Below are 25,439 nucleotides of genomic sequence, written 5' to 3' on the forward strand. Positions count from 1 at the left end.
GCATGGAATTGTTTGACCACCTTGCGTTGGGTTTTTCCACCGCGCTGTCGTTTCAGAACATCATCTACGCGTTTCTCGGCGCGTTGATTGGAACGCTGGTTGGCGTGTTGCCTGGCCTGGGCCCCGTGCCCACCATCGCAATGTTGCTGCCCATCACGTACGCACTGCCCCCGATTGCCGGCCTGATCATGCTTGCCGGTATTTACTACGGCGCGCAGTACGGTGGTTCCACGACTGCCATTCTGGTGAACCTGCCAGGTGAAACGTCGGCTGTGGTGACGTGTCTGGACGGGTACCAGATGGCCCGTCGAGGACGTGCCGGTCAGGCACTGTCGATCGCGGCACTGGGCTCGTTCTTCGCAGGCTGCGTGGCAACGATCCTGTTGGCTGCCTTCGCACCTCCGCTGGCTGAAGTGGCATTCCAGTTCGGTCCTGCCGAATACTTCTCGCTGATGTGTCTGGGTCTGGTCGGCGCCGTGGTGCTGGCATCGGGTTCCCTGACCAAGGCAATCTGCATGATCTTGCTGGGTCTGCTGCTGGGCATGGTCGGTACCGACGTGAACTCGGGTGTTGCCCGCTTCTCGTTCGGCATTCCGGAACTGACCGACGGTATCGACTTTGCCGCGGTCGCCATGGGCGTGTTCGGTTTCTCTGAAATCATGAACAACGTTCAGCAGAAGGAAGAGCGCGAAGTTTTCCTTGGAAAGATCAGTCACCTGTATCCCGACTGGTCGGACATCAAGGCGGCTACCGGTCCGGTTCTGCGTGGTACGGCCATCGGTTCGGCACTGGGCATCCTGCCGGGCGGCGGCGCCGTGATGGCATCGTTCGCGTCCTACACGATCGAAAAGAAGATCGCCAAGCACCCCGAGCTGTTCGGTACGGGCGCCATCCAGGGTGTGGCAGGTCCGGAATCGGCAAACAACGCCGCTTCGCAGACCTCGTTCATTCCGCTGCTGACGCTGGGTATCCCGGGTAACGCCGTGATGGCGCTGATGGTCGGCGCCATGACCATCCACAACATCCAGCCGGGTCCTCAGGTCATGACCGCGAACCCGGAACTGTTCTGGGGTCTGATCGCCTCGATGTGGATCGGTAACCTGATGCTGGTGATTCTGAACCTGCCGCTGATCGGTCTGTGGGTCAAGCTGCTGAAGGTGCCTTACCGCATCCTGTATCCGGCCATTCTGATGATCTGCTCGATCGGTGTGTACACGCTGAACTACAACGTGTTCGACATCTGGATGACGGCCTTCTTTGGGCTCGTGGGCTACGTGTGGTCGAAGCTGAAGTGCGAAGGCGCACCGCTGCTGCTGGGCCTGGTCCTGGGCCCCATGATGGAAGAAAACTTCCGCCGTGCCCTGCTGCTGTCGCGTGGTGAGTTCTCGACCTTCGTGACGCGTCCTCTGTCGCTGTCGTTGCTGATCGTCGCCGCCATCCTGGTGCTGATCGTGGCTTCGCCATCGATCCGGAAGAAGCGCGAAGAAACCTTCGTGGAAGACTGATCGACACAGGCTGCGCACTAGCACGCAGCCTGGATCGAACGCAGAAAGGCGTCCCTCGGGACGCCTTTTTTTTCGTCCGCATGTTTACGCTAGACTTCACGTCTATTCACGGAGAGCCATATGTCATCGAACGGATCCAGAACTTACGAAGCCACGACGCCCGTTGACGTGGCGTTCATCGGTCTGGGCGTCATGGGATTCCCCATGGCCGGCCATCTTGCCCGCGCAGGTCACAACGTGACCGTGTACAACCGGTCTTCCGCCAAGGCGCAGGCATGGGTCGACGAGTTCGGCGGCGCGCATGCCCCGACCCCGCGCGAAGCTGCCGCAAAAGCCGATATCGTTTTCTCGTGCGTCGGCAACGACGATGATCTGCGCAGCGTCATGCTCGGCGACGACGGCGCGCTGGCGGGCCTGCGCCCCGGCACGCTGCTGGTCGACCACACCACGGCATCGGCCAAGGTGGCGCGCGAACTGTACGAAGCCGCCAAGGCAAGGCAGGTGTCGTTCGTGGATGCCCCGGTGTCGGGCGGGCAGGCCGGCGCGGTCAATGGTGTGCTGACCGTCATGTGCGGCGGCGACGTCGACGCGTTCGATCGCGCCCTGCCGGTAGGGGCTGTCTATGCGCGCGCGTTCACGCGCATCGGCGAAGTCGGCGCGGGCCAGCTGGCCAAGATGTGCAATCAGATCTGCATCGCGGGGATCGTGCAGGGCCTGTCCGAAGCCATAGCCTTCGGCAAGAATGCCGACCTGGACATGAAGCTGGTGCTGGACGTGATCGCCAAGGGCGCGGCGCAAAGCTGGCAGATGGAAAACCGCGGCGGCACGATGGTCGACGACAAATTCGACTTCGGCTTTGCGGTGGACTGGATGCGCAAGGACCTGAACCTGGTGCTGGACGAAGCGCGCCTGAACGGTTCACGCGTGCCAATGACGGCGCTGGTCGACCAGTTCTATGCCGACGTGCAGCAGATGGGCGGCAGCCGCTGGGATACTTCGTCGCTGGTCAAGCGGCTGGTCTGAGCACCCGCAGCGTTTCGTCCAGGGGCCACGCCAGGTCGACGACGAGGTTGGCAATGCCTTCCATGTCATCCAGATGCGCGCGTGGCAGCGTGGTGGGGGGCGAGCCTGCAGCAAGCGCGCCGGCCCCGTCGGCGGCATTCGCATCGGCATCGCTGATGATCGCGCCGATGCTGCTGTCGTCGGGATAGAGCCAGGGCTTGGTATTGTCCCGGCGGTGGATTTCCATCTTGACGTGTTTGTCGCGCTTGAAGCCTTCCACCAGAATGAAATCGACCGGGCTCATGTGGCCGAGCAGGTCGGCCAGGCGCGGTTCGTCTTCATCCCGCAATTCGTGCATCAGGGCCCACCGCGCGCCCGATGCCACCAGCACTTCCCTGGCGCCCGCTTCGCGGTGCAGGTAGGAATCCTTGCCCGGCTTGTCGATATCGAACATGTGGTGCGCGTGCTTGAGCGTCGATACGCTATAGCCGCGGGCATTCAACACCGGTATGAGTTTGGCCAGCAGCGTGGTCTTGCCCGCGCCGCTCCATCCCGCCAATCCAAGAACACGCGTCATCAGGCCAGCCCGTCGAACGGCAGGACGTCGACAGTCTCGCCCGCGGCCACGTTGCCCTGGTCATGGTGCAGGACCACCAGGCCGTTGGCCTCGCTCATGCTGCGCAAGATGCCGGACCCTTGCGAGCCCGCCATGCGCACTTCCCAGCCACCGCCGGGTGCGGGGGTCACGCTGCCACGTTGGTATTCGGTGCGCCCTGCCTTCTTGCGGATCGCGTCGACACTGGTCGCGCGCAGCAGGGGCATGGGGGCGACACGCGCGCCGCTCATGGCAAGCAAGGCATCGCGTACCAGGGCATAGAACGTCACCATCACGGCCACCGGATTGCCGGGCAATCCGAACAGAATCGCATGGCGGCTGCCGCTGGCAATACGTCCGATCGCCATGGGCCGGCCCGGCCGCATTGCAATCCGCCAGAACAGCACGTCGCCGAGCTTGGCCATGACCATCTTGGTGTAGTCGGCCTCGCCCACGCTGACACCACCAGAGGTGATCACGACATCGGCATTCGCAGCTGCCGCGGTAAAGGTCGCCTCGAGCGCAGCGGGATCGTCACGCACCACGCCCATGTCCAGAATCTCGACACCCAGGCGTTGCAACATGCCCCACAGGGTGTAGCGATTGCTGTCGTACACGCAGCCTTCGTCGAGCGTCTCGCCGATCGAACGCAATTCGTTGCCGGTGGAAAAGAACGCGACGCGCAGACGGCGCACCACGGGCACTTCGGCCTGGCCCAGCGACGCCAGCACGCCCAGGTCGGCGGGACGGAGCACGCGTCCGGCCACCAGCGCCGCTTCGCCCTTGGCCAGGTCTTCGCCGGCCAGCCGGCGGTTGTCGCCGGGCCGCACGATACCGGCCGGGATCGTGACCTGATCGCCGTCCAGCTTCGTGAATTCCTGCGGGATGACCGTGTCGAGTCCCTCGGGCATCACGGCGCCGGTCATGATGCGCACGCATTCGCCGTGTGCGATGGCGTGTTTGGCTTCCTGCCCCGCCATGGCGCGCGACACGACACGCAGCGTGGTCTCGGCGCCATTAGCCAGATCTCGTCCGCGAAAGGCATAGCCGTCCATGGCCGAATTGTCGTGCGACGGCACGTTGATGGCCGACACGATGTCGCGCGCCAGCACGCGGCCCAGCGCGGAGCGCAGCGGCAGCATCTCGACCGCGTCAAGACGCGGCACGAGCCGGTCGATGAAGGCGCGCGCCTGGTCGACCGACAACGCGTTCGGATCGTAGCCGTTGATGCACGACGAAATTTCTTCGAGCGAGGCAGGAACGGCGCCGGGCTGGGCAATTGGCTGCGTCGCGGCGGGGATGGGGGACTGAGTGGGCGTCATGATGTCAAAGCCGCTGCAGTTCGGCGATGGTGTTGGCGCCGACGAACGCGTCGGCATCGTCGAAGCGGACTTCCACGCAGCGATGCAGCGCGGTCCAGCTGTCGATCTTGCGATTGCCTGCGGACGTGAAGGCGACCAGGCTGGCCAGCAGGTCGGCGCGCATCAGACAGAACACGGGCTGGGTGCGCCATTCGCCAGCGGCGGACGCGCTGTCGTCGTCCTTGGCGTCAACATGCGATTCGCCGGATGGATGTGGTTCACGCGATTCACGGGTCGCGACCATGGCGATCTCGGCATCTTCGGCCTCGAGCGCCGCGGCAAGCCGCTCCACCAGGTCGTCGGGAAAGCGCGGCGTATCGCACGGCACTGTCACGAGATACGCCGTTTCGCAGCGTTCGAGCGCGGTCACGAAGCCGGCGAGCGGACCCGGAAAACCGGACATTGAATCGGGCCAGACCGGCACGCCCATCGATTCATAGGCGCCCATGTTGCGGTTGGCATTGATCATGACCTCGCCAACCTGCGGCGCCAGGCGCAACAAGGACAGCAGCGCCATGGGAATGCCCTGCACGGTCTGGAGGCCCTTGTCGACGCCGCCCATGCGGGTCGCGCGGCCGCCGGCAAGAATGACGCCGGTGATGGAATTTTTGTCGATCATGGGCGTCAGTATAAGGCGTGGCCTGCCCTGCCCTCTGGCGCCGGCCACGCGCTCAGCGCCCCCTCCGGAGGGTCTGATATGATGAAACGCTCAACTGGCTACTCCAGCCCGGCAGTTTTCGCCAGCAGTTTTTACCTTCTTCACGAACCTTCCCCATGGTCGCCAACGACTCCGTACTTCAGGCCCTGCAGGCCGTCATCGATCCCAACACCGGCAAAGACTTCGTTTCGACGAAGTCGGTCAAGCACCTCGAGGTGACGGGCGGCGATGTCTCGTTCGACATCGAGCTTGGCTACCCGGCCAAAAGCCAAATCCCGGCGCTGCGCCGCGCATTGATCGCCGCTGCCAAGGGCGTGCCGGGCGTCGAAAACGTGTCGGTGAACCTGCGCACCGTCGTCGTGCCGCACGCGGTGCAGCGCGGCGTCGCGCTCATGCCGGGCGTCAAGAATATCGTGGCCGTTGCCTCGGGCAAGGGCGGCGTCGGCAAAAGCACGACGGCCGTCAACCTGGCCCTGGCGCTGGCCGCCGAAGGCGCCAGCGTGGGCCTGCTCGATGCCGACATCTACGGTCCCAGCCAGCCGCTGATGATGGGCATCGATGCCCGTCCGGTCAGCGACGACGGCAAGACCATGGAACCGCTGGAAAACTACGGCGTGCAGGTCATGTCGATCGGTTTCCTGGTTGGTCAGGACGAAGCCATGGTGTGGCGCGGCCCGATGGCCGTGCAGGCGCTGGAACAGCTGCTGCGCCAGACCAACTGGCGCGATCTGGACTACCTGATCATCGACATGCCCCCGGGCACCGGCGACATTCAACTGACGCTCAGCCAGCGCGTGCCCATGACCGGCGCCGTCATCGTCACGACGCCGCAAGACATCGCGCTGCTGGATGCCAAGAAGGGCATCAAGATGTTCGAGAAGGTCAACGTGCCGATCCTGGGCATCGTCGAAAACATGGCCGTGCACGTGTGCAGCAACTGCGGCCACGTCGAACATATCTTTGGCGCGAACGGCGGCAAGAACATGGCGGCCGAATACAAGATGGACTACCTGGGCGGCCTGCCGCTCGACATCAACATCCGCCTGCAGGCCGACAATGGCCGGCCTACGGTCGTGGCTGACCCCGACGGCGAAGTGGCCATGATGTACAAGGACATTGCCCGCAAGGTCGCCGTGGCGATCGCCAGCAAGAACCGCGACTTCTCGTCCAAGTTCCCGACCATCACCGTCAGCGCGAACACCTGACGTGGTCGGTCCTCGCGACACGATGCGAAAGTCCTGTCATGGATGACGTGAAGCCAGACGACGTGACGGCCGGGAACCCGGCGCCAGGCATGGGCGACGCTGCGCCGGTGCCTGCGGCAGGTTCGAATCCGGACGCTGCACCAACGGTCGACGTGGCGGTGCTGATGCGCCGCGAACGGGTCACCGGTCCCATGAGCCGGTGGCAGACATGGCGCTGGGTGCTTGAAGACGTGGTTATGAATGAACCCGGCTTTGGCGCCGAGCCGCGCGTGCTGGTGGCCGACGCCCAGCAGGAACGGTGGCTGTTTCCCGGCTTTACGGTGGGCTTGTACCGCGACGATGCCGAAGGGTATTACCTGAACGCCAGCACCGATGTGCCCTGCTGGTTCGTGATGTGGCGGATGGAAGAAACGGCCACGCTGGCCGACGAGCCGATCGCACGACCCGAAGTGGTGACACTCAGCTATTACCACGCCGGCCGCCTGCTCGACGCGCAAGAAACCGTCGAATTGATTCCCGCGCCGCCGCAGATCAGCCACTGGCTGCGCGAATTCGTCGACGCCAACTATGTGATCGAAAAGAAGAAGCGCCGGCGCCCGGTCAGCTTCGAGTCGCTGCAGGACCGATTCGGCAATCCGGTATCCGTCACGACCACCAAGAAATTCGGTGGCGGTGGTGGAGGCGAGGGCTAGCCGTGGACGATACGTCACGGACCTTCCTTGGCCGCTGGTCGCGGCGCAAGATCGAGGCACGGCAGGTCGAAGCAGCGGAAAAAGCAGCGGAACAGGCAGCGCAAGAAGCTGCTGAATCCGCGGCTGAATCCGCGGCTGAATCGGCTGCTGCCAAGGCTGCGGGGGGGGGGANNNNCCCCCCCCCGATCCCGCCATGGGTTCGGCTGCCGCCACGTCCCTGCAAACGGCTCCCCTGGCCGACGCCGGCTCATCGTTGCCCGCGCACGGCGCGCCAATGGCTGACGCGGCCACGCTGGCGCGCACCGGCGCAGGCGATGCCGCATCGCGCCCCGCCGCCGTACCGTCCAACTCCACGTCGGCCGCCCACCCCGATGCCCCTGCCCTGCCGACCCTTGCCGACGTCGCCAAGCTGACGGCCGATTCCGACTACAGCGTCTTCATGGCCAAGGGCGTCGCGCCCGAGGTCAAGAACGCCGCAATGAAAAAGCTGTTCTCGGACCCGCACTACAACATCATGGACGGACTGGACATCTACATCGACGACTATTCGTCGCCCGAGATCATGCCCAAGTCCATGCTGCGCAAGATGGCCAGCGCGCGGGTGCTCAATCTGTTCACCGACGAAGACGAAGCCAGGGCCGTCGCGGAGGACGAAGCGGCAGCGGAACTGGCCGCGGCAGACCAGGCCGCGGCGCAAGTCCCCGCGCAGGCGGCCGCACCCGAAGCCGCACCAGCGGAAAACGATGCTTCCGACGGCCCTGACCGTCTCGAATCGAACGCGACCGCATGGGCCACCCCCGCATCTACCCCACCTCCGGGAACCGCCACGGACGAGCCGGGGTCGAACCGGATCCCACCTGACATGCCAGCCGAGCCGACTGCGCGGCTCGACAACCGTCTCCACGTTGCAACAGCCGCCCCGCGAGCGCCTGTCGACGTGCTAGCCTCGGCGCCCCGGCCGGACGCGTCACGCGCCGACGACGGCCCCCCCCCTGTTCCATCCCGATCCGGCGATTCCTGAGCCGGCGAAATTAAGCGTTTCCATGTCCACACTGATCTGCGATTGCAACCGGACGATGCCCCTTGACGCGACTGCGTTGGGCAACGCCCTCAACGAACCGCTCACGCTGCACTCGACCCTGTGCCGCCGGGACGCGGGCGCCTACCAGCAGGCAATCAAGTCGGGTGACGACGTGGTGGTGGCCTGTACGCAGGAAAAGCGCCTGTTCGCCGAACTGGGCGCGGCCACGGAAGGCGCCGTGTCGCCCATCCGCTTCGTCAACATCCGTGAAACCGGCGGGTGGAGCCGCGATGCATCGCAAGCGACGCCCAAGATCGCCGCCTTGCTGGCCGCGGCGCGCCTGCCCGAGCCGGAACCCGTGTCGACCGTCACGTACAAAAGCGCCGGCCGCCTGTTGATCATCGGCCCGATGGATCAGGCCGAACGCGCCGCCGACATGGTCAGCGACGTGCTCAACGTCACCCTCTTCACGCAGGGCCCCGGCCGCAACGGGGCATCGCAGGAACGCCGCTACCCGGTGCTGGGTGGCACGGTCAAAAGCCTGACCGGCTGGCTGGGCGCCTTCGAGTTGACCTGGGCGCGCGACAACCCGATCGACCTGGACCTGTGCACACGCTGCAACGCCTGCCTTGCGGCCTGTCCGGAAGGCGCCATCGGCCTGGACTATCAGGTCGACATGGCCAAGTGGACGACGCTGGACAGCACCGTGCAGCAGGCCTGCGTCAGCGCCTGTACCGTGGCCGGCGCCATCGATTTCAATCGGCCGATCCTGCTCGATGCGGAACCCTTCGACCTGGTGCTGGACCTGCGTACTGAGTCGGCCTTTGCGCAACACGCACCGCCACAAGGCTACTTCCGCTGGGACGGCGTCAGCCTGCCCACGCTGCTGAAACTGCGCGACATGGTGGGCGAGTTCGACAAGCCCAAGTTCTTTGACTACAAGCAGTCGCTCTGCGCCCACAGCCGCAACGAAGTGGTCGGCTGCGACGCCTGTATCCGCATCTGCTCGGCGCTGGCCATCAGCAGCGACAAGCATCGCCAACGCATCGAAGTGAATCCCAACTTGTGCGTGGGCTGCGGGGCCTGTACCACCGCGTGCCCCACGGGCGCGCTCACGTACGCCACGCCCCGCGCATCGGAACAGGGTCTGAACTTCCGCACCCTGCTCTCGACCTACACCAAGGCGGGCGGCAAGGATGCCGTCCTGCTGCTGCACAGCCAGGAAGCCGGACGGGATCTCGTCGACCGGCTGGGCCGCGCCGCGCAACTGAAGCAGGCGCACGGCGTACCGGCCAATGTGATCCCGGCCGGCCTGTGGCACACGGCCAGCACCGGCATCGATTTGTGGCTCAGCGCCATCGCCTTCGGCGCAACGCAGGTCGCCGTGCTGACGACGCAAGAAGAAGCGCCGCAGTACCTGGACGGCCTGCAGGCGCAAATGGACATCGCCCAGGCCATCCTGACCGGCCTGGGCTACACCGGCACGCACCTGCGCCTGATCCGCGCCGAAACCCCCGCAGCACTCGACACCGCACTGCAAACGCTGGCTGTGCAACGCGCCGCCATCCCGCGCCAGGCGGCACGATTTGCCGTGGCCAAGGAAAAACGCAGCACGCTGGACATGGCGATCGATCACCTGATCCTGCAGGCGCCTGCGGCTGCGGCGCTGCCCGAGGCGATTGCCCTGCCGGCCGGCATCCCGGGCGCCGGCTCGCCGTTCGGCACGCTGCACGTCGACAAGGACGCCTGCACGCTGTGCCTGAGCTGCGTCAACGCCTGCCCGGCCAGCGCGCTGGGCGACAACGCCGAGCGGCCGCAGCTGCGCTTCATCGAAAAGAATTGCGTGCAGTGCGGCCTGTGCGCCACGACCTGCCCCGAAGACGCGATCACCCTGGTGCCGCGCCTGCTGCTCACGCCGGAACGCAAGGCGTCGCGCGTGCTGAACGAAGTGCAGCCTTACCAGTGCATTCGCTGCAGCAAGCCCTTCGGCACGGTCAAGGCAATCGAAGCCATGCTGGGCAAGCTCAGTGGCCACGCCATGTTCCAGGGCGCGGCGCTGGATCGCCTGAAGATGTGCGGCGACTGCCGCGTCGTCGACCTTTACACCTCGCAGAACGAATCGAAGATCACCGAACTATGAGCAGCGCTTCCGTATCCCTGGATGCCATTTCCTCATCGCAACTGGATGAAGAAACCGCCCGTGCCGACGTGTATGGCCTGCTTGCGCAGCTGTATTACGCCCCGCCGGCCGCCGAACTGCTCGCGCAACTGCGTGAAGCGCCCACCGATGCGCCCGCAGCGGGCGCCTTCCTGGAAAGCTCCTGGCAGGCCCTGGTTGCGTCGGCCCGCGAATTGACCGACGCGCAGATCCACGCCGAATACGACACGCTGTTCGGCGGGATCGGCAAGCCCGAAATCTACCTGTATGGCTCGCACTACCTGAGCGGCTTCCTGAATGAAAAGCCGTTGATCAAGCTGCGGCATGATCTGGCCGCGTTGGGCCTGGGCCGGGACGAGCAGATGCCCGACACCGAAGATCACATCGCTTACGAATGCGAGGTGATGCGGTACCTGATCGCCGGTGACGACGTGGCCGTGGCCAACCTGACGCATCAGCGGCAGTTCTATGGCGACCACCTGCAGCCGTGGGTCGAGCCGCTTTGCCTGGCGCTGTCCAGCCATCCCCGAGCCAGGTTCTACGCGGCCCTGGCCGCATTCACGCTGGCCTTCATGAGCGTCGAATCGCAAGGTTTCGACATCCTCGCGTAAGTTTGATCGCAGGCCTTCGATGATCGAAAGCCTGCGCATTTATCGCGTCGCACCATCGCTACGCCAGGGAAAATCGCTAGATGAGCGATTTGCCGCTGAGCGTGCGTCACGAGTACAGTATGCAAATTGCTTCATATCTGTCAGATTTCCAGGAGACCGCCTTGAGCGAAAACAACCCATCTCGTCTGTCCCGCCGGGGGTTCTTCATCGCGGCGGCTTCCACGGGCGCCGTGGCGGCGGGCGCCGTCGTCATGCCCCATGTCAAGCCCGTTGCCACCGCTGCGGTCGACACCCCGCCGGCGCCCAAGCGCGGCGGCGGCTATCACGTCAGTGAACACGTGAAGCGCTACTACAAGACCACCCTCGTTTAACCCGGAGCGCGGCATGTTGCTGACCAAGAAAACCGGTGGGGCCGATCACGGCGCCGCCGCATCCTCATTCGTACAAAGCCTGCGCCGGGGCGTCTCCCAGGCGCTGCCCACCATGGACCGCCGCACCTTCCTGCGCCGGTCGGGCGTCGGTGTCGGCGCGGGCCTCGCGGCCGCCCAACTGACGCTGGTGCGCAAGGCCACTGCGGCCGATGGCGCCAAGGTCGGCATCGGCAACACGCCTGTCACCGTCAAGCGCACCGTCTGTTCGCACTGTTCGGTCGGCTGTTCGGTCGACGCCGTCGTTGAAAACGGCGTCTGGGTCCGCCAGGAAGCCGTGTTCGATTCGCCCATCAACATGGGCGCGCACTGCGCCAAGGGCGCCTCGCTGCGCGAGCACGGCCATGGCGAACACCGCCTGCGCTATCCCATGAAGCTCGTGAACGGCAAGTACGAGCGCATCAGCTGGGACACCGCAATCGAAGAAATCTCGGCCCGCCTGCTGCAGTTGCGCAAGGAAAGCGGCCCCGACTCGGTCTACGTCGTGGGCTCGTCCAAGCACAGCAACGAGCAGGCCTATCTGCTTCGCAAGTGGATGAGCTTCTGGGGCAGCAACAATTGCGACCACCAGGCGCGCATCTGCCACTCCACGACGGTGGCCGGTGTGGCCAACACGTGGGGCTACGGCGCCATGACCAACTCGTTCAACGACATGCAGAAGGCCAAGTCGGCCCTGTATATCGGTTCGAACGCCGCGGAAGCGCACCCCGTCTCCATGCTGCACCTGCTGCACGCCAAGGAAGCCGGCTGCAAGGTCATCGTGGTCGACCCCCGCTTCACGCGTACGGCCGCCAAGGCCGACGAACACATCCGTATCCGTTCGGGCTCGGACATTGCCTTCCTGTTCGGCGTGCTGTATCACATCTTCAAGAACGGCTGGGAAGACCAGGCCTACCTGAATGCCCGCGTGTACGGCATGGACCAGGTCAAGGCCGATGTGCTGGCCAAGTGGACGCCCGAAAAGGTCGAAGAGGCCTGCGGCGTCAACGAAGAAACCGTGGCTCGCCTGGCGCGCACGCTGCATGAAAACCGTCCGGGCACGCTCGTGTGGTGCATGGGCCAGACCCAGCACACCATCGGCAACGCCATGGTTCGCGCGTCCTGTATCTTGCAGCTCGCGCTCGGCAACGTCGGCGTCAGCGGCGGCGGCACCAACATTTTCCGCGGCCACGACAACGTCCAGGGCGCGACCGACGTCGGCCCGAACCCCGACTCGCTGCCCGGCTATTACGGCCTGGCCGAAGGCTCGTGGAAGCACTTCGCCAAGGTGTGGGACGTCGACTACGAATGGATCAAGGGCCGCTATTCGTCGCCCGCGATGATGACCAAGTCCGGCATGACCGTGTCGCGCTGGATCGACGGTGTGCTGGAAGACAACGCGCTCATCGACCAGGACTCGAACCTGCGGTCGGTGATTTTTTGGGGTCACGCGCCCAACTCGCAGACCCGCGGTCTGGAAATGAAGCGCGCGATGGACAAGCTGGACATGCTGGTCGTGATCGACCCGTATCCGTCGGCCACCGCCGCCATGGCGGCCATGCCGGGCAAGGCCGAAGACCTGAACCCGAACCGTGCCGTGTACCTGCTGCCGGCTGCGACTCAGTTCGAGACCAGCGGGTCCGTAACGGCTTCGAACCGCTCGCTGCAGTGGCGCGAGAAGGTCATCGAGCCGCTGTGGGAAAGCCGTACCGATCACATGATCATGTACCAGTTGGCGCAAAAGCTCGGCTTTGCCAATGAGCTCGTCAAGCCGTACAAGATGCAGAAGGTCAAGGGCATGGACGAGCCCGTGATCGAAGATATCCTGCGCGAAATCAACCGTTCGTGCTGGTCGATCGGCTACACGGGCCAGAGCCCGGAGCGCCTGAAGGCGCACATGCGCAACCAGCACCTGTTCGACGTCACCACCCTGAAGTCCAAGGGCGGCATCGACAAGGAAACCGGCTACGACCTGACGGGCGACTACTACGGCCTGCCCTGGCCGTGCCTGGGCACCCCGGAATTCAAGCATCCGGGCACGCCCAACCTGTACGACAACTCCAAAACCGTCATGGATGGCGGCGGCACCTTCCGCGCCAACTTCGGCGTCGAGCGCAATGGCGTCAGCCTGCTGGCCGAAGACGGCTCCCACTCGAAAGATTCGGACATCACGACCGGCTATCCGGAATTCGACCACCTGCTCATGAAAAAGCTGGGCTGGTGGGACGAACTGACGGCCGAGGAAAAAGTGCAGGCCGAAGGCAAAAACTGGAAGACCGACCTGTCGGGCGGCATCATTCGCGTCACGGTCAAGAACCACAACGTGCACCCGTTCGGCAACGCCAAGGCGCGCGCGGTGGTCTGGAACTTCCCGGATCCCGTGCCGCAACACCGCGAACCGCTCTATGGCATTCGCCCGGACCTGGTCGCCAAGTACCCGTCGCACGACGACTTCAAGACCTTCTGGCGCCTGCCGACGCTGTACAAGTCGGTGCAGCAGAAGAACATCGACGACAAGCTGCACGAGAAATTCCCGATCATCCTGACGTCCGGCCGGCTGGTCGAATACGAAGGTGGCGGCGAAGAAACGCGCTCGAACCCCTGGCTGGCCGAACTGCAGCAGGAAATGTTCGTCGAGATCAACCCCAAGGCTGCGGCCGCGCGCGACATCCGCAACGGTTCGCGGGTGTGGGTGACGACGCCGACGGGCGCGCGCATGAATGTGCAGGCGATGGTGACGGAGCGGGTCGGTCCGGACACGGCGTTCATGCCCTTCCACTTTTCGGGGCACTGGCAAGGCAAGGACATGCTGGACCACTACCCGAAGGGCGCGGCGCCTATCGTGCGCGGCGAGGCAGTGAACACGGGCACAACGTACGGCTATGACAGCGTAACGATGATGCAGGAAACCAAGACCACGATCTGCAACATCGAAAAAGCTTAAGGAACGGCATCATGGCCCGAATGAAATTTGTCTGTGACGCCGAGCGTTGCATCGAGTGCAACGCCTGCGTCACGGCATGCAAGAACGAACACGAAGTGCCCTGGGGCGTGAACCGCCGCCGGGTCGTCACCCTGAACGACGGCATCCCTGGCGAAAAGTCCATTTCGGTGGCCTGTATGCACTGCAGCGACGCGCCGTGCATGGCCGTCTGCCCCGTCAATTGCTTCTATCGCACCGATGAAGGCGTCGTGCTGCACGACAAGGACGTCTGCATCGGCTGCGGCTACTGCTCGTACGCCTGTCCGTTCGGCGCGCCGCAGTTCCCGTCGCAAGGCACCTTTGGCGTCCGCGGCAAGATGGACAAGTGCACCTTCTGCGCCGGTGGCCCGGAAGCGCACGGCAGCGAAGCAGAATTCGAAAAGTACGGTCGCAACCGCTTGGCTGAAGGCAAGCTGCCGGCCTGTGCCGAAATGTGCTCGACCAAGGCGCTGCTGGCCGGTGACGGCGACGTCGTGGCCGACATCTTCCGCACCCGCGTGGTCGCGCGTGGCAAGGGCGCCGAAGTCTGGGGCTGGGGCACCGCCTACGGCTCGCGCCAGGCAGGCCAGCCGTCGCAACAGCAGCAACAGGCCGGCACCGCCGCGCCCGCCGCTGCCGCACCGGGGACCAAGCCATGATCAAGCACGCCATGATCGTGTCGCTGGCGGCGCTTGCGCTGGCCGGTTGCACCGACCAGAAGCAGGAACTGCATTCCAACGCGAACTACCAACAGGCCTACAAGGGCACCGGCAGCAAGTTCGTGCAGCCGGGCTGGACGCCGGGTGACCGCAACAGCTGGGAGCAGGAATTGAAGGTTCGGACCCAGCAAGGTCAGAACGAGTACAACAAGACGGCCCACTGACCGGAGAGCGGCATGATACGGTCATCCTTCGCAACATTGCTCCTGGGCGCGGCGCTGCTGTCGCCCGCGGGCGCGCAGACCGCGGACCCGTCCGCGGCGCCTGCCACGGCTGCGGCCGCGCCCGCCACGACGCCGGCGCCCACCTCGGCACCGCTGCAGGCACCGGTGGCGCGTGACGCCCAGCCGGGGTCCACGGCGAACCCGACGGCGGCGCCCCCTTCGAACATGCCCACCACGGCGGCGCCTACGGGTGCACCCACCACGGGCGCCGGCAGCCTGGGCGGCATCCAGGGCACCAACATCTTCGAAGTGAAGCCCGATGCCAGCGCGGACAAAGGCTACGCCGAGCAGAACAACGCCCAGCGCGGCCAGGTCCAGCCGGGCAACAATGCGCCCATCTGGCGGGAAGTCAATTCCGGCAAGCCGGGTTACACCAGCCTGCCGCACAGTCAGGCGCCCGAAGCCGGCATCCTGATCCAGAAGTTCACGCAATACCCCGGGTCGATGTTCACGACCGCGGGCGAAGCGTGGCGCCAGACGCGCAACAACTGGCTGATCCCGTACGGCGGCGCGCTGATGCTGATCGTGCTGGTGGCCATCCTGCTGTTCTACTTCGCCAAGGGCCCGATCAAGGTCCACGGCAAGCCGACCGGCCGCCTGATCGAGCGCTTCACCTACTTCGAGCGCGCCTGCCACTGGGTCAACGCCATTGCCTTTTCCATCCTGGCCATCTCCGGCATCGTGATGGCCTTCGGCAAGTTCTTTGCGTTGCCCATCATGGGCGGGCAGGTCTTTGGCCCAATCACGTGGGTGCTCAAGACCATTCACAACTTTGTCGGCCCGGCGTTTGTCATCTCGCTGATCGTGATGTTCTTTGCTTTCGTGCGTGACAACTTCCCGGACAAGTCCGACTGGATCTGGATCCGCAAGGGCGGCGGCCTGTTCTCGGGCCAGCACGTCCCGGCCGGCCGTTTCAATGCGGGCGAAAAGCTGGTGTTCTGGGGCGGCGTGCTGTTCCTGGGCGTGTTCGTGTCGCTGTCGGGACTGTTCCTCGACCACCTGCTGCCGGTGGGTGAGTACACCCGCGGCAACATGCAGGTCGCGCACATTGTCCACGCCGTGGCGACCATCCTCATGATGTGCATGATCATGGGTCACATCTACCTCGGCACGTTCGGCATGAACGGCGCGTATCGCGCCATGAAGACCGGCTACGTCGACGAGACCTGGGCCCGCGAACACCACCAACTCTGGTACGACGACATCAAGGCAGGGAAGACTCCTGCGCAACGCACGCCCGACCCGTCGGTGGCCAAAACGCCAACCCGTCCGGCCCGTGCCTGAACGAGATCCGCGATCATGAAAAAATCTCTATTTGTTGTGCTGCTCGTGGCGGCCATGCCCGTCATGGCCAAGCTTCCGGCCCCTTCCCCGGAAAACAAGGCCAAGAGCGCCGAAACCGCTGCCAAGCAAGCCTGGCAATCCAAGGTCGACAGCTATCAGCTGTGTCAGGTGCAAGACAAGGTAGCCGCCACCTACCGCGCCAGCGCGCAGGCGGCCGGCAAGCCGCCCGGCCCTGTCGTCGCCACGCCGTCCTGCGCCGACCCAGGTGAATTCAAGTACGTGAATAACGACCAGGCCGATCGGCCTTTGGAAGCAGCAGGCGCTCACTCTCCTGCCACCACGGCGGCGAGCCCCCACAACAAGCGGGAAACCGACGCCGCGGACAAGACCTCAGGGGGCGACACCGCGCCGGCATCCCAGTCGAGCCAGCCGGCCACGGTCAAGGAACCGTCGACGCGCAACTCGGCGGAGCCGTCCAAGAAGTAAGTTGTGGTCTGAAGGTCGCCCGATGGCGCCTTCATCCCTCGCCTGAAAGCGCCTGCGGTCGGGGCGCTTTTTTATTGGGAAAGTCCCACCACGACAGCACGCGGTTCATTGCCAGCACTTCACCGGTGTGCGACGGCTCGTACCCTGGCATCCGGGCCAATTGCTGTTGCCAGGCCTCGCTGCGCAGCACGGCCAGCAGGGCCTGCGTGGCAGGCAGGTCCAGGGTGGATTTCAGGCAGACCAGAAAGTAGTTTTCCTGGCGCAGCGGCACGAAATCCAGGCCGTGCGCATGGGCGGCCAGTTCGATTCCCAGGGCGGCGTCGGCGGCGCCTGAGGCCACGGCATGGGCCACCGCCGAGTGCGACGGCTCGGTCTGTTCATAGCCCACGATATCGCCCGCCGCAATGCCCTCATCGGCCAGCAGTTCATCCAGCAGCAGCCGCGTGCCCGTGCCCTTGGGCCGGTTCACGAAGCGTACGCCAGGCCGTGTCAGATCCTGCAGGGTCCGCAGATTGCCGGGGTTGCCGCGCGCCACCATGAGTCCCTGCGTGCGCCGGGCAAAGCCGATCAGCTTGTGCTGCCCGGGCTGCAGCAGCGGCTTGTAGGTGCGCTCCGACAAGGATCCGGTGGCCGGCGCCAAGGTGGTGTGAAAGCCGGCCATTTCGCAGCGGCCTTCATTCAAGGCGCCGATGGCATCGACGCTGCCGGTAAAGCGGATATCCAGATGCAGCTTGTTGGTAGCCACCGCGTGATCGCGCAGCCGGTTCAGGGCATCGTCATGGCTGGCGGTAAAGCTGACCACGTGCGCCGCGTCGTCGAACGCGACGGCAAAGGTGCGTTCCAGCTCGGCCTGCAGCGCGTCGATCTGCGGCGCGAGCCGGGCCTGCGCCTGGCGTTCGGCCCACAGCAGCTTGTCGCCAAATTCGCTCAGGCGCGCCGGATGTCCCTTCTCCCACACCACCAGCGTGTGGCCCAGCGTCTGTTCCCACTTCTTGAGTTCGCCCCAGACGTGCCGGTACGACAGGCCCATGCCCTTGGCCGCAGCAGAAATGGAGCCGTGGGCCCGGATGGCCTGGAGCAGGTCCATGAGCGGATTGCGGATGGCGGCCGACGCGCGGGACACGCCAAACGAGTAGGAAAGTTCGACTTGATGCACGCCGGCAGTATGCCTCAAACCCGTGGCAGCCAGTCCCTATGCACATTGCTACATATCGCCTCATCCTTGGGGGTCGGCTACCCTTGCGCCTGCCTTGATTCTTCCCTATGCATAGCATTTCCGACAGCGCGCTGACTGCGCTCCAACTGATTCTCGCGTTCGATCCCGTCCTGATCGCGATCGTTCTGCGATCGCTGGCTGTCAGTGGATCCGCCTGTGCGATCGCCTGTGTGATCGGTCTTGCGCTGGGTGCATGGCTAGGCGTCGCGCGATTTCGTGGCCGCGGCGTGGTCCTCACGCTGCTCAATACCTCGCTGGCCTTGCCGTCCGTGGTCGTAGGCCTGCTGCTCTATCTGCTGCTGTCACGGTCCGGACCGCTTGGCTTTCTGGGCTGGCTGTTCTCGTTCAAGGCCATGGTGCTGGCCCAGGCCGTGCTGGTCCTGCCGGTGGTCATGGCGCTGGCACGGCAAGGCGTCGAAGACGCCGAACGCAGCCATGGCGAACAGCTGCAGGCATTGGGCGCGGGCACCTTTCTGCGCAGCCTGCTGCTGGCCTGGGATGAACGGTTCGCACTGCTCACCATCGTCATCACCGCCTTTGGGCGCGCCGTATCGGAAGTCGGCGCGGTGATGATCGTTGGCGGCAATATCGAGGGCTATACCCGCGTCATGACGACCGCGATCGCGCTGGAGACCAGCAAGGGCGACCTGCCGCTCGCACTGGCGCTGGGGCTGATCCTGCTGGCTGTGGTGCTGCTGTTGAACACGTTGGTGTCGGTGTTGCGGCGGTGGCGGGAGCAGCGCGATGGCGGGTCGCACGAAGGGGGTGGTGGCTTTGGTGGTAGCGGCGGCGGCAGTATCGGCGGTCGCCTCGGCATAGGACCCAATGGCCCTGCCCGTGGCGCTCGCCCACTGCCCGGAAGCATCGCGTCATGAGCCTTTTTCATCTCGACAAGGTCGACGTTCGCTATGGGTCGGTGATAGCGCTGTCCGCCATCAGCCTGCGCATCGAAGCCGGTGAACGCGTCGCCCTGGTCGGCGCCAACGGCAGTGGCAAGAGCACGCTGCTGCGATTGCTGCACGGGCTGCTGCCGGCAAGCAGCGGCACGGTCGAACGCATCGCACGCGACCGGCAGGCACTCGTGTTTCAACGCCCCTATCTGCTGCGCACCAGTGTGCTGAACAACGTTGCGCTGGGCCTGTGGCTGCGCGGCACGCGCTGGCGCGATGCGCGGCCGCTGGCCCTGCGCGCGCTGGAACGGGTGGAGATGGACAGCCTGGCGTCAAGGTCGGCCCGCGCGTTGTCGGGCGGCCAGCAGCAACGGGTTGCCCTGGCGCAGGCGTGGGCGATGCGCCCCGATGTCCTGCTGCTGGACGAGCCCACCGCCAACCTCGACCCCCATGCCAAACGCGAAGTCGAAGCACTGATGCAGGAGTTCTCGTGTCCGAGCGACGGCCGCGCGCTGACCATGGTGTTCAGCAGCCATAACCTGGGCCAGGTCAAACGCCTGGCCAGCCGTGTCATCTACCTGGAGCATGGCCGCCTGCTGGCGGACCTGCCGGTGGATCAGTTCTTCAACGGCACGCTGCCCGAAGAAGCGCATCTGTTTGTCAAAGGAGAAAGAATATGAAGGATGCCCCAATCCTTGGCGCGCGGGTTCCACGCCTGTCGCGCGTCGTCACCCGGGCCCTGCCTGCATTGTTGATGATCACAACGACCGCTGCCCACGCGCAGTCCACGATCGTCATGGCATCCACGACCTCGACCGAACAGTCAGGTCTCTTCAGCCACCTGTTGCCGGCGTTCAAGCAGGCATCGGGCATCGACATCAAGGTCGTGGCGGTCGGCACCGGCCAGGCCCTGGACATGGGCCGCCGCGGCGATGCCGACGTGCTTTTCGTGCACGACCAGGCGGCCGAAGAAAAATTCATTGCCGAAGGGTATGGCGTCAAACGCTACCCGGTCATGTACAACGACTTCGTGCTGGTCGGTCCCGCATCGGACCCCGCCAAGGTCAAAGGCAAGGACATCGTCGCCGCCTTGAAGAACGTGGCCGCGGCCAACGCCGAGTTCGTGTCGCGCGGCGACAAGAGCGGCACCGACGCCGCCGAGCAGCGCTACTGGAAACAGGCCGGCATCGACAACAAAGGCACCGGCTACAAGGCCTGCGGCTGCGGCATGGGTCCCGCCTTGAACATGGCATCGTCCAGCGGCGGCTATGTGCTGGCCGACCGCGGCACCTGGCTCAGCTTCAAGAACCGCGGCGACCTGGCCGTGCTCGTCGAAGGCGACACCCGCCTCTTCAACCAATACGGGACCATGGTCGTCAACCCGGCCAAACACCCGCAGACCAAGGTGGCCGACGCGCAAAAGTTTGTCGACTGGATCATCTCGCCTGCCGGGCAAGAGACGGTGGCGGCGTACAAGATCAATGGTCAGCAGCTGTTCTTTCCGAACGCGAATACGGCGAAGTAAACAGGCGCTTGGTTGATGCAAGAAGGGCTGCGCGATGGCAGCCCTTTTTTGCACGCGCAGGTTGCGACGCGCAGCAGGGAGCTCAAGGAATCATCGGGGGCAACGCGCCACTTGCAGCGTTCAAGGTGCACCCGGGTGCGTCGAACAACGCTGCCTTGCCGCAGGCCGAGTTGTACACCAGCCCTGCGCTATGGCCAGCGTCCGGGGCAACACCCCAACGGTGCGCCAGGCGCTGCGGTTCGCGCGCTTTCATGTAGCCGATGTAGTTGCGCAGCCGCGCGTAGCGGTGCACGCCTTGCGCTTCGCCTTCGCAGCTTTTGTCCAGCGCCGGGTGCAGCGCATTGGTGTCTTTGCCGCCCAGCAGGTAGACCACGTCGCGTTGGGCGTAGTCGGCGGCCAGCCATTGCACGTTGCGATTCGCGGCGTATTCAGGCGCCTGTTCGAAGCCGTACTTCCACTGGTTGAAGCCAGGACACGCCGACGCGCGAAAGGACGCCAGACCGCCGCGGGCGGTGGGGCGGGTGCCATCGAAGTACAGCAGCGATCCCGGATCGCCGACCACCCATCTCAAGGTCACACCGGTGCGTTCGACCGCGGCAAAGACCGACCCGACGGCCGCGTAGCGTTGCACCAATTGCCCGCCTGCCGAAAAGCCTGCCACCACGATCTGCCGCAGGGCCGGAAACTGGGCGCGGTCGGACAGGGCCATCAGCATCTCGTCCAACACGTCAAAGGAACTGATGGCGGCCGGACCGGCAGCGGGTTCGCCATCGGACCAATTGCCCTTGCGCCATGTCAATACGCGATCGTTGGCGTCGCCGGACGATAAGTCAGCGGGTTCGGAAAACCGCGGCGCAACCAGGATGACGTTGTCGCGATCCTTGCCCAACGCGCGTTGCACGTCGGCCAGTTCTTCGGCAGCGTTGCGGCGGATGCCATGCACCACGATCACCGCGCGCGTGGCGGTCGATGGAATGCCGGAATGGTTGAGGGCGTCAACGGCTTGCGCGGGCCAGGTGTAGACCGGCATGTCGCCCAAGCCGGCCGTGGTCCGCACCACGAAGCGGCCGGTGGGCGCGGGGGCCGGCGCCGACGCGGGTTCGCTGTCCTTGCCCGCTTTCTTTGCGCGCGATGTGGCGGCTACCTGCTTGATCGGATCCACCGGACCGTCGGCCTGGGCGCTGCCAACTGTCAGGGCTGACAGCGCGGCGGCCGCAAGGACGGCAAAGCGGGGCGCACGCTGCGCGCGGGCCAGAAGACGAAGCATGGACGACCTCGATGCGGAACAAAGCAGCGGGCATTATCGCAGACGGCCGGTTGACCAGGAGCCTGCCTTCCGGCCTATACTGGCGCCTCAAGACGCAGGGGTCCACGTGCGGAAGCGGCCACAGGCCACATCCGCCGGGGTGAGAAAGTCCCTTAGCACCTGTACGGATAATGCCGATGCAGGGAGCGTTTTCCGGCGGGCCCGCCCTGGGCCCGAGTGTTGGCCCAAGCTGCCTTCCATGTCCGATTCCACCGGCGATCCCGGTGCCACGATCGGCCATACCCTCCCGGAAAATTTCTTCCTTGGTTCGGCTCCGAAAACTATTTTCTGGAGCTCCCATGAACACCCAAAACGCTAACGCCACACCGCGATTTCTTGCATCGACCGCTCAGGTCGATCAGCTGGCCATCCAGGCGCTTCCGCACTCACGCAAGATCTACGAACAAGGCTCGCGGCCCGACCTGCGCGTACCCTTTCGCGAGATCACGCAGTCTCCAACCGACACATCGTTTGGCGGCGAGGCCAACCCGCCCCTGACGGTGTACGACTGCAGCGGGCCCTACACCGATCCGGATGCCCACATCGACATCCGCTCGGGCCTGCCTGCCTTGCGGGCGGCATGGATTGCGGAGCGCGGCGATACCGAATCGCTGCCCGGACCGTCGAGCGACTATGGCCAGGCACGCCTGGCTGACCCGGCGCTGGCCGACCTGCGCTTCAACCTGACCCGCGCCCCTCGCCGCGCACGTGCCGGCGCCAATGTCACGCAAATGCACTACGCGCGGCGCGGCATGATCACGCCCGAAATGGAGTTCGTCGCCATCCGCGAAAACCTGCGGCGCGAACAGTACCTGGCGTCACTGGCGGCGTCGGGTCCGCAAGGGGAAAAGCTGGTCGCGCTGTTGGGAAGGCAGCACCCGGGGCAGTCGTTCGGCGCGTCCATCCCTTCAGTAATCACGCCGGAATTCGTGCGGGACGAAATCGCCCGCGGCCGCGCCATCCTGCCCGCCAACATCAACCATCCCGAGATCGAGCCGATGGCGATCGGCCGCAATTTCCTGGTCAAGATCAACGCGAACATCGGCAATTCGGCGGTCACGTCATCGATCTCGGAAGAGGTCGAAAAGATGACGTGGGCGATCCGGTGGGGTGGCGATACGGTCATGGACCTGTCGACCGGCAAGCACATCCACGAGACGCGTGAATGGATCCTGCGCAATTCGCCGGTGCCGATCGGCACGGTGCCCCTTTACCAGGCGCTCGAGAAGGTGGACGGCAAGGCCGAGGCGCTGACGTGGGAGATCTTTCGCGACACGCTGATCGAGCAGGCCGAACAAGGCGTGGACTATTTCACGATCCATGCCGGGGTGCGCCTGCCCTTCGTGCCCATGACGGCGTCGCGCATGACCGGCATTGTGTCGCGGGGCGGATCGATCATGGCCAAGTGGTGCCTGGCGCACCACCGCGAAAGTTTCCTGTACACGCATTTCGAAGATATCTGCCAGATCATGAAACGGTATGACGTAAGCTTTTCGCTGGGCGATGGCTTGCGGCCGGGGTCGATCTATGACGCGAATGACGCGGCGCAACTGGCGGAACTGAAGACCCTGGGTGAGTTGACGAAGGTGGCGTGGAAGCACGATGTGCAAGTGATGATCGAGGGGCCGGGGCATGTGCCGATGCACCTGATCAAGGAGAACATGGACCTGCAGCTGGCGCAGTGTGATGAGGCGCCGTTCTATACGCTGGGGCCGCTGACGACCGATATCGCGCCGGGGTATGACCACATCACATCAGGGATCGGGGCGGCGATGATCGGGTGGTATGGCACGGCGATGCTGTGCTATGTGACGCCGAAGGAGCACCTGGGCTTGCCGAACAAGAAGGATGTGAAGGACGGGATCATCACGTACAAGATCGCCGCGCACGCGGCGGACCTGGCGAAGGGGCATCCGGGGGCGCAGATCCGGGATAACGCGTTGTCGAAGGCGCGGTTCGAGTTCCGGTGGGAGGATCAGTTCAATCTGGGGCTGGATCCGGATACGGCGAAGGATTTCCATGATGAGACGTTGCCGAAGCAATCGATGAAGGCGGCGCATTTTTGTTCGATGTGTGGGCCGCATTTTTGTTCGATGAAGATTACGCAGGAAGTGAGGGCGTATGCGGCTGACGTCGGGGTATCGGATGCCGAGGCGGTGGTGGTGGGGATGCGGGAGAAGGCGGTGGAGTTTGTTCGGAATGGCGGGGAGGTGTATCGGGCGGTTTGAGCGGGGTCGGGTTTGAGCGGCGGTTGGGGGTTTGGGGTGGGTTGTACACTTGGGGCATCGTTTGAGGCGGCCGCGTTGTTGGGTTCTTGAGGCGGGCCGCGCCGGGGTATCTCCCCCGTCGGGTTGGAACCGCTGGTCCCGGCAAGCCGGGACTCCCCGGATTTTTTCCTCATCGGGGGCGGGCGGGAAACTCGCGCCGGAACCGTCCCCCGGACGGTCCCGAAAGCCGCGCTCAAACAGTCCCGCCCTTGACTCCCCCGCTGAGGAAAAAATCCGGCAGCGCTTGACGCCCCGCCGGGGGAGATACCCCGACACGGCCCTTTTGGGTTTTGGGTTCGCTGCGGTTCCGGAGTCGGGTTGAACTGCGACTTTCTTTCTTTGCGAGCGCTGGGTTAGCGTTTGTTCATTGGCTTGATTCAGGGCGCTGCCTGTGCGGCGACCGTTTAATTTTTTCAGGATTTTCTATGTCAGATGCGCTGGTTATTGCGGGCAAGTCGTACAGCTCGCGGTTGTTGGTCGGGACGGGCAAGTACAAGGATTTTGCGCAGACGCGTGCGGCGATTCAGGCGAGTGGCGCGCAGATCATTACGGTGGCGATCCGGCGGACGAATATCGGGCAGAACGCGGGGGAACCGAGTCTGCTGGAGTACCTGCCGCCGAGTGAATTCACCTTGTTGCCGAACACGGCGGGTTGCTACAACGCGGAGGATGCGGTCCGGACGCTGCGTCTGGCGCGGGAGCTGCTGGATGGGCATGATCTGGTGAAGCTGGAGGTGCTGGGGGATAGCCATACGCTGTTCCCGAACATGCCCGAGACGCTGAAAGCGGCGGAAACCTTGGTCAAGGATGGGTTCAAGGTGATGGTGTATTGCACGGATGATCCCATCCAGGCGCGCATGCTGGAAGACATTGGCGTGGTGGCGGTGATGCCGCTGGCGTCGTTGATCGGGTCGGGCATGGGGATTCTGAATCCGTGGAACCTGAAGCTGATCATTGACCAGGCGCGGGTGCCGGTGATCGTGGATGCGGGGGTGGGTACGGCGTCGGACGCGGCGATTGCAATGGAGCTGGGCTGCGACGCGGTGCTGATGAATACGGCGATCGCGGTGGCGCAGGACCCGGTGTTGATGGCGTCTGCCATGAAGAAGGGTGTCGAGGCCGGGCGTGAAGCGTTCCTGGCCGGGCGCATGCCCAAGAAGCTGTACAGCGCGGCGCCCAGTTCGCCGACAGGCGGAATGATCGCGCCGTTGAAGTCGGCCTGAGCCGATAAGCGGAATGTAGCTGCGCCCAGGCGGTTGGCTGCAAAAGGCCACCCGCGCAAAGCGGCCATCGCCTTGCTGCGCATTTCGAGCACTTCCAGGGCCGGCGTCATGCCGGCCTTGTC

The 25,439-nt window shown here is 64.7% G+C and carries 22 protein-coding genes and 2 pseudogenes; 19 read left to right on the forward strand and 5 right to left on the reverse strand.

Annotation, left to right across the window (positions count from 1 at the left end; all coding sequences use genetic code 11):
- Positions 1-2 precede the first annotated feature (2 nt).
- Positions 3-1,505 carry a tripartite tricarboxylate transporter permease gene (locus IE116_RS11585; RefSeq protein WP_189612577.1) on the forward strand — a complete coding sequence of 501 codons (1,503 nt, stop codon included), beginning with the start codon at positions 3-5 and terminating at the stop codon, positions 1,503-1,505.
- Positions 1,506-1,625: 120 nt separating this feature from the next.
- A complete protein-coding gene (locus IE116_RS11590; protein ID WP_189612578.1) occupies positions 1,626-2,528 on the forward strand; it encodes an NAD(P)-dependent oxidoreductase in 903 nt (300 codons plus the stop codon).
- Here IE116_RS11590 and mobB read toward each other — a convergent pair.
- The 3 genes from mobB to mobA are packed head-to-tail and all read right to left on the reverse strand — an operon-like array spanning position 2,512 to position 5,082.
- Positions 2,512-3,084 carry a molybdopterin-guanine dinucleotide biosynthesis protein B gene (gene mobB / locus IE116_RS11595; RefSeq protein ID WP_189612580.1) on the reverse strand — a complete coding sequence of 191 codons (573 nt, stop codon included), beginning with the start codon at positions 3,082-3,084 and terminating at the stop codon, positions 2,512-2,514. The two genes, IE116_RS11590 and mobB, sit on opposite strands and share 17 nt — an antisense overlap.
- Positions 3,084-4,424, reverse strand: a complete 1,341-nt coding sequence (moeA, locus tag IE116_RS11600) for a molybdopterin molybdotransferase MoeA (RefSeq protein ID WP_189612582.1) — start codon at positions 4,422-4,424, stop codon at positions 3,084-3,086. The genes mobB and moeA overlap by 1 nt, the downstream gene beginning before the upstream one ends.
- A gap of 4 nt (positions 4,425-4,428) precedes the next feature.
- Positions 4,429-5,082 (reverse strand): molybdenum cofactor guanylyltransferase MobA, encoded by a 654-nt coding sequence (gene mobA / locus IE116_RS11605; protein WP_189612583.1) that lies wholly within the window; start codon positions 5,080-5,082, stop codon positions 4,429-4,431.
- 155 nt (positions 5,083-5,237) lie between these two features.
- On the opposite strand from mobA, the gene apbC reads away from it, so the two are divergent.
- The 12 genes and pseudogenes from apbC to IE116_RS11660 form a co-directional block, all read left to right on the forward strand.
- A complete protein-coding gene (gene apbC, locus IE116_RS11610; RefSeq protein WP_189612585.1) occupies positions 5,238-6,326 on the forward strand; it encodes an iron-sulfur cluster carrier protein ApbC in 1,089 nt (362 codons plus the stop codon).
- An 89-nt stretch (positions 6,327-6,415) separates the two neighbouring features.
- Complete coding sequence (locus tag IE116_RS11615) at positions 6,416-7,018, forward strand: DUF3305 domain-containing protein (RefSeq protein WP_189614574.1); 603 nt, start codon at positions 6,416-6,418, stop codon at positions 7,016-7,018.
- A 2-nt stretch (positions 7,019-7,020) separates the two neighbouring features.
- Positions 7,021-7,080, forward strand: a pseudogene (locus tag IE116_RS26165) (hypothetical protein); the annotation flags it as partial.
- Between the two features lie 131 nt (positions 7,081-7,211).
- Entirely contained in the window at positions 7,212-8,039 is an 828-nt protein-coding gene (locus tag IE116_RS26170) for a DUF3306 domain-containing protein (protein WP_189612588.1), read from the forward strand.
- 22 nt (positions 8,040-8,061) lie between these two features.
- Positions 8,062-10,179: a 4Fe-4S binding protein gene (locus IE116_RS11625; protein ID WP_189612590.1), complete on the forward strand. Its 2,118-nt coding sequence runs from the start codon at positions 8,062-8,064 to the stop codon at positions 10,177-10,179.
- The gene (locus tag IE116_RS11630; protein WP_189612592.1) at positions 10,176-10,808 is read left to right on the forward strand and encodes a TorD/DmsD family molecular chaperone; all 633 of its coding nucleotides are present in this window, start codon (positions 10,176-10,178) and stop codon (positions 10,806-10,808) included. Before IE116_RS11625 ends, IE116_RS11630 begins: the two co-directional genes overlap by 4 nt.
- A 161-nt stretch (positions 10,809-10,969) precedes the next feature.
- Positions 10,970-11,179, forward strand: coding sequence for a ubiquinol-cytochrome c reductase iron-sulfur subunit N-terminal domain-containing protein (locus IE116_RS11635; RefSeq protein ID WP_308428228.1), 210 nt, complete (start codon positions 10,970-10,972; stop codon positions 11,177-11,179).
- A 13-nt stretch (positions 11,180-11,192) separates the two neighbouring features.
- Positions 11,193-14,159 carry a formate dehydrogenase subunit alpha gene (locus IE116_RS11640; protein WP_189612596.1) on the forward strand — a complete coding sequence of 989 codons (2,967 nt, stop codon included), beginning with the start codon at positions 11,193-11,195 and terminating at the stop codon, positions 14,157-14,159.
- Between the two features lie 11 nt (positions 14,160-14,170).
- The gene (gene fdh3B / locus IE116_RS11645) at positions 14,171-14,836 is read left to right on the forward strand and encodes a formate dehydrogenase FDH3 subunit beta (RefSeq protein ID WP_179584866.1); all 666 of its coding nucleotides are present in this window, start codon (positions 14,171-14,173) and stop codon (positions 14,834-14,836) included.
- Positions 14,833-15,060, forward strand: coding sequence for a hypothetical protein (locus tag IE116_RS11650; protein WP_189612599.1), 228 nt, complete (start codon positions 14,833-14,835; stop codon positions 15,058-15,060). The genes fdh3B and IE116_RS11650 overlap by 4 nt, the downstream gene beginning before the upstream one ends.
- Before the next feature lie 225 nt (positions 15,061-15,285).
- Positions 15,286-16,404 (forward strand): formate dehydrogenase subunit gamma, encoded by a 1,119-nt coding sequence (locus IE116_RS11655; RefSeq protein ID WP_229828437.1) that lies wholly within the window; start codon positions 15,286-15,288, stop codon positions 16,402-16,404.
- Positions 16,405-16,419: 15 nt separating this feature from the next.
- A pseudogene (locus IE116_RS11660) lies at positions 16,420-16,758 on the forward strand (hypothetical protein); the annotation flags it as partial.
- 163 nt (positions 16,759-16,921) lie between these two features.
- Here the strand turns inward: IE116_RS11660 and IE116_RS11665 are convergent.
- Positions 16,922-18,046, reverse strand: a complete 1,125-nt coding sequence (locus IE116_RS11665) for a substrate-binding domain-containing protein (protein ID WP_189612603.1) — start codon at positions 18,044-18,046, stop codon at positions 16,922-16,924.
- A 107-nt stretch (positions 18,047-18,153) separates the two neighbouring features.
- Between IE116_RS11665 and IE116_RS11670 the strand changes: the two genes are divergently transcribed.
- The 3 genes from IE116_RS11670 (at position 18,154) to IE116_RS11680 (ending at position 20,521) form a co-directional block, all read left to right on the forward strand.
- Entirely contained in the window at positions 18,154-18,981 is an 828-nt protein-coding gene (locus IE116_RS11670; RefSeq protein WP_189612604.1) for an ABC transporter permease, read from the forward strand.
- On the forward strand, positions 18,978-19,676 hold the full coding sequence (locus IE116_RS11675) for an ATP-binding cassette domain-containing protein (RefSeq protein ID WP_189612606.1): 699 nt from the start codon (positions 18,978-18,980) through the stop codon (positions 19,674-19,676). The genes IE116_RS11670 and IE116_RS11675 overlap by 4 nt, the downstream gene beginning before the upstream one ends.
- 74 nt (positions 19,677-19,750) lie before the next feature.
- Positions 19,751-20,521: an ABC transporter substrate-binding protein gene (locus IE116_RS11680; RefSeq protein ID WP_229828438.1), complete on the forward strand. Its 771-nt coding sequence runs from the start codon at positions 19,751-19,753 to the stop codon at positions 20,519-20,521.
- 82 nt (positions 20,522-20,603) lie between these two features.
- Here IE116_RS11680 and IE116_RS11685 read toward each other — a convergent pair whose 3' ends face one another.
- A complete protein-coding gene (locus tag IE116_RS11685; protein ID WP_189612610.1) occupies positions 20,604-21,788 on the reverse strand; it encodes an alpha/beta hydrolase family protein in 1,185 nt (394 codons plus the stop codon).
- Positions 21,789-22,126: 338 nt separating this feature from the next.
- On the opposite strand from IE116_RS11685, the gene thiC reads away from it, so the two are divergent.
- Positions 22,127-24,055 carry a phosphomethylpyrimidine synthase ThiC gene (gene thiC / locus IE116_RS11690; RefSeq protein ID WP_189612612.1) on the forward strand — a complete coding sequence of 643 codons (1,929 nt, stop codon included), beginning with the start codon at positions 22,127-22,129 and terminating at the stop codon, positions 24,053-24,055.
- A gap of 464 nt (positions 24,056-24,519) precedes the next feature.
- Complete coding sequence (locus tag IE116_RS11695; protein WP_189612614.1) at positions 24,520-25,317, forward strand: thiazole synthase; 798 nt, start codon at positions 24,520-24,522, stop codon at positions 25,315-25,317.
- Positions 25,318-25,439: the final 122 nt, after the last annotated feature.

It is taken from the genome of Pigmentiphaga litoralis (assembly GCF_014651835.1).
GTDB classification, from domain to species: Bacteria; Pseudomonadota; Gammaproteobacteria; order Burkholderiales; family Burkholderiaceae_B; genus Pigmentiphaga; species Pigmentiphaga litoralis.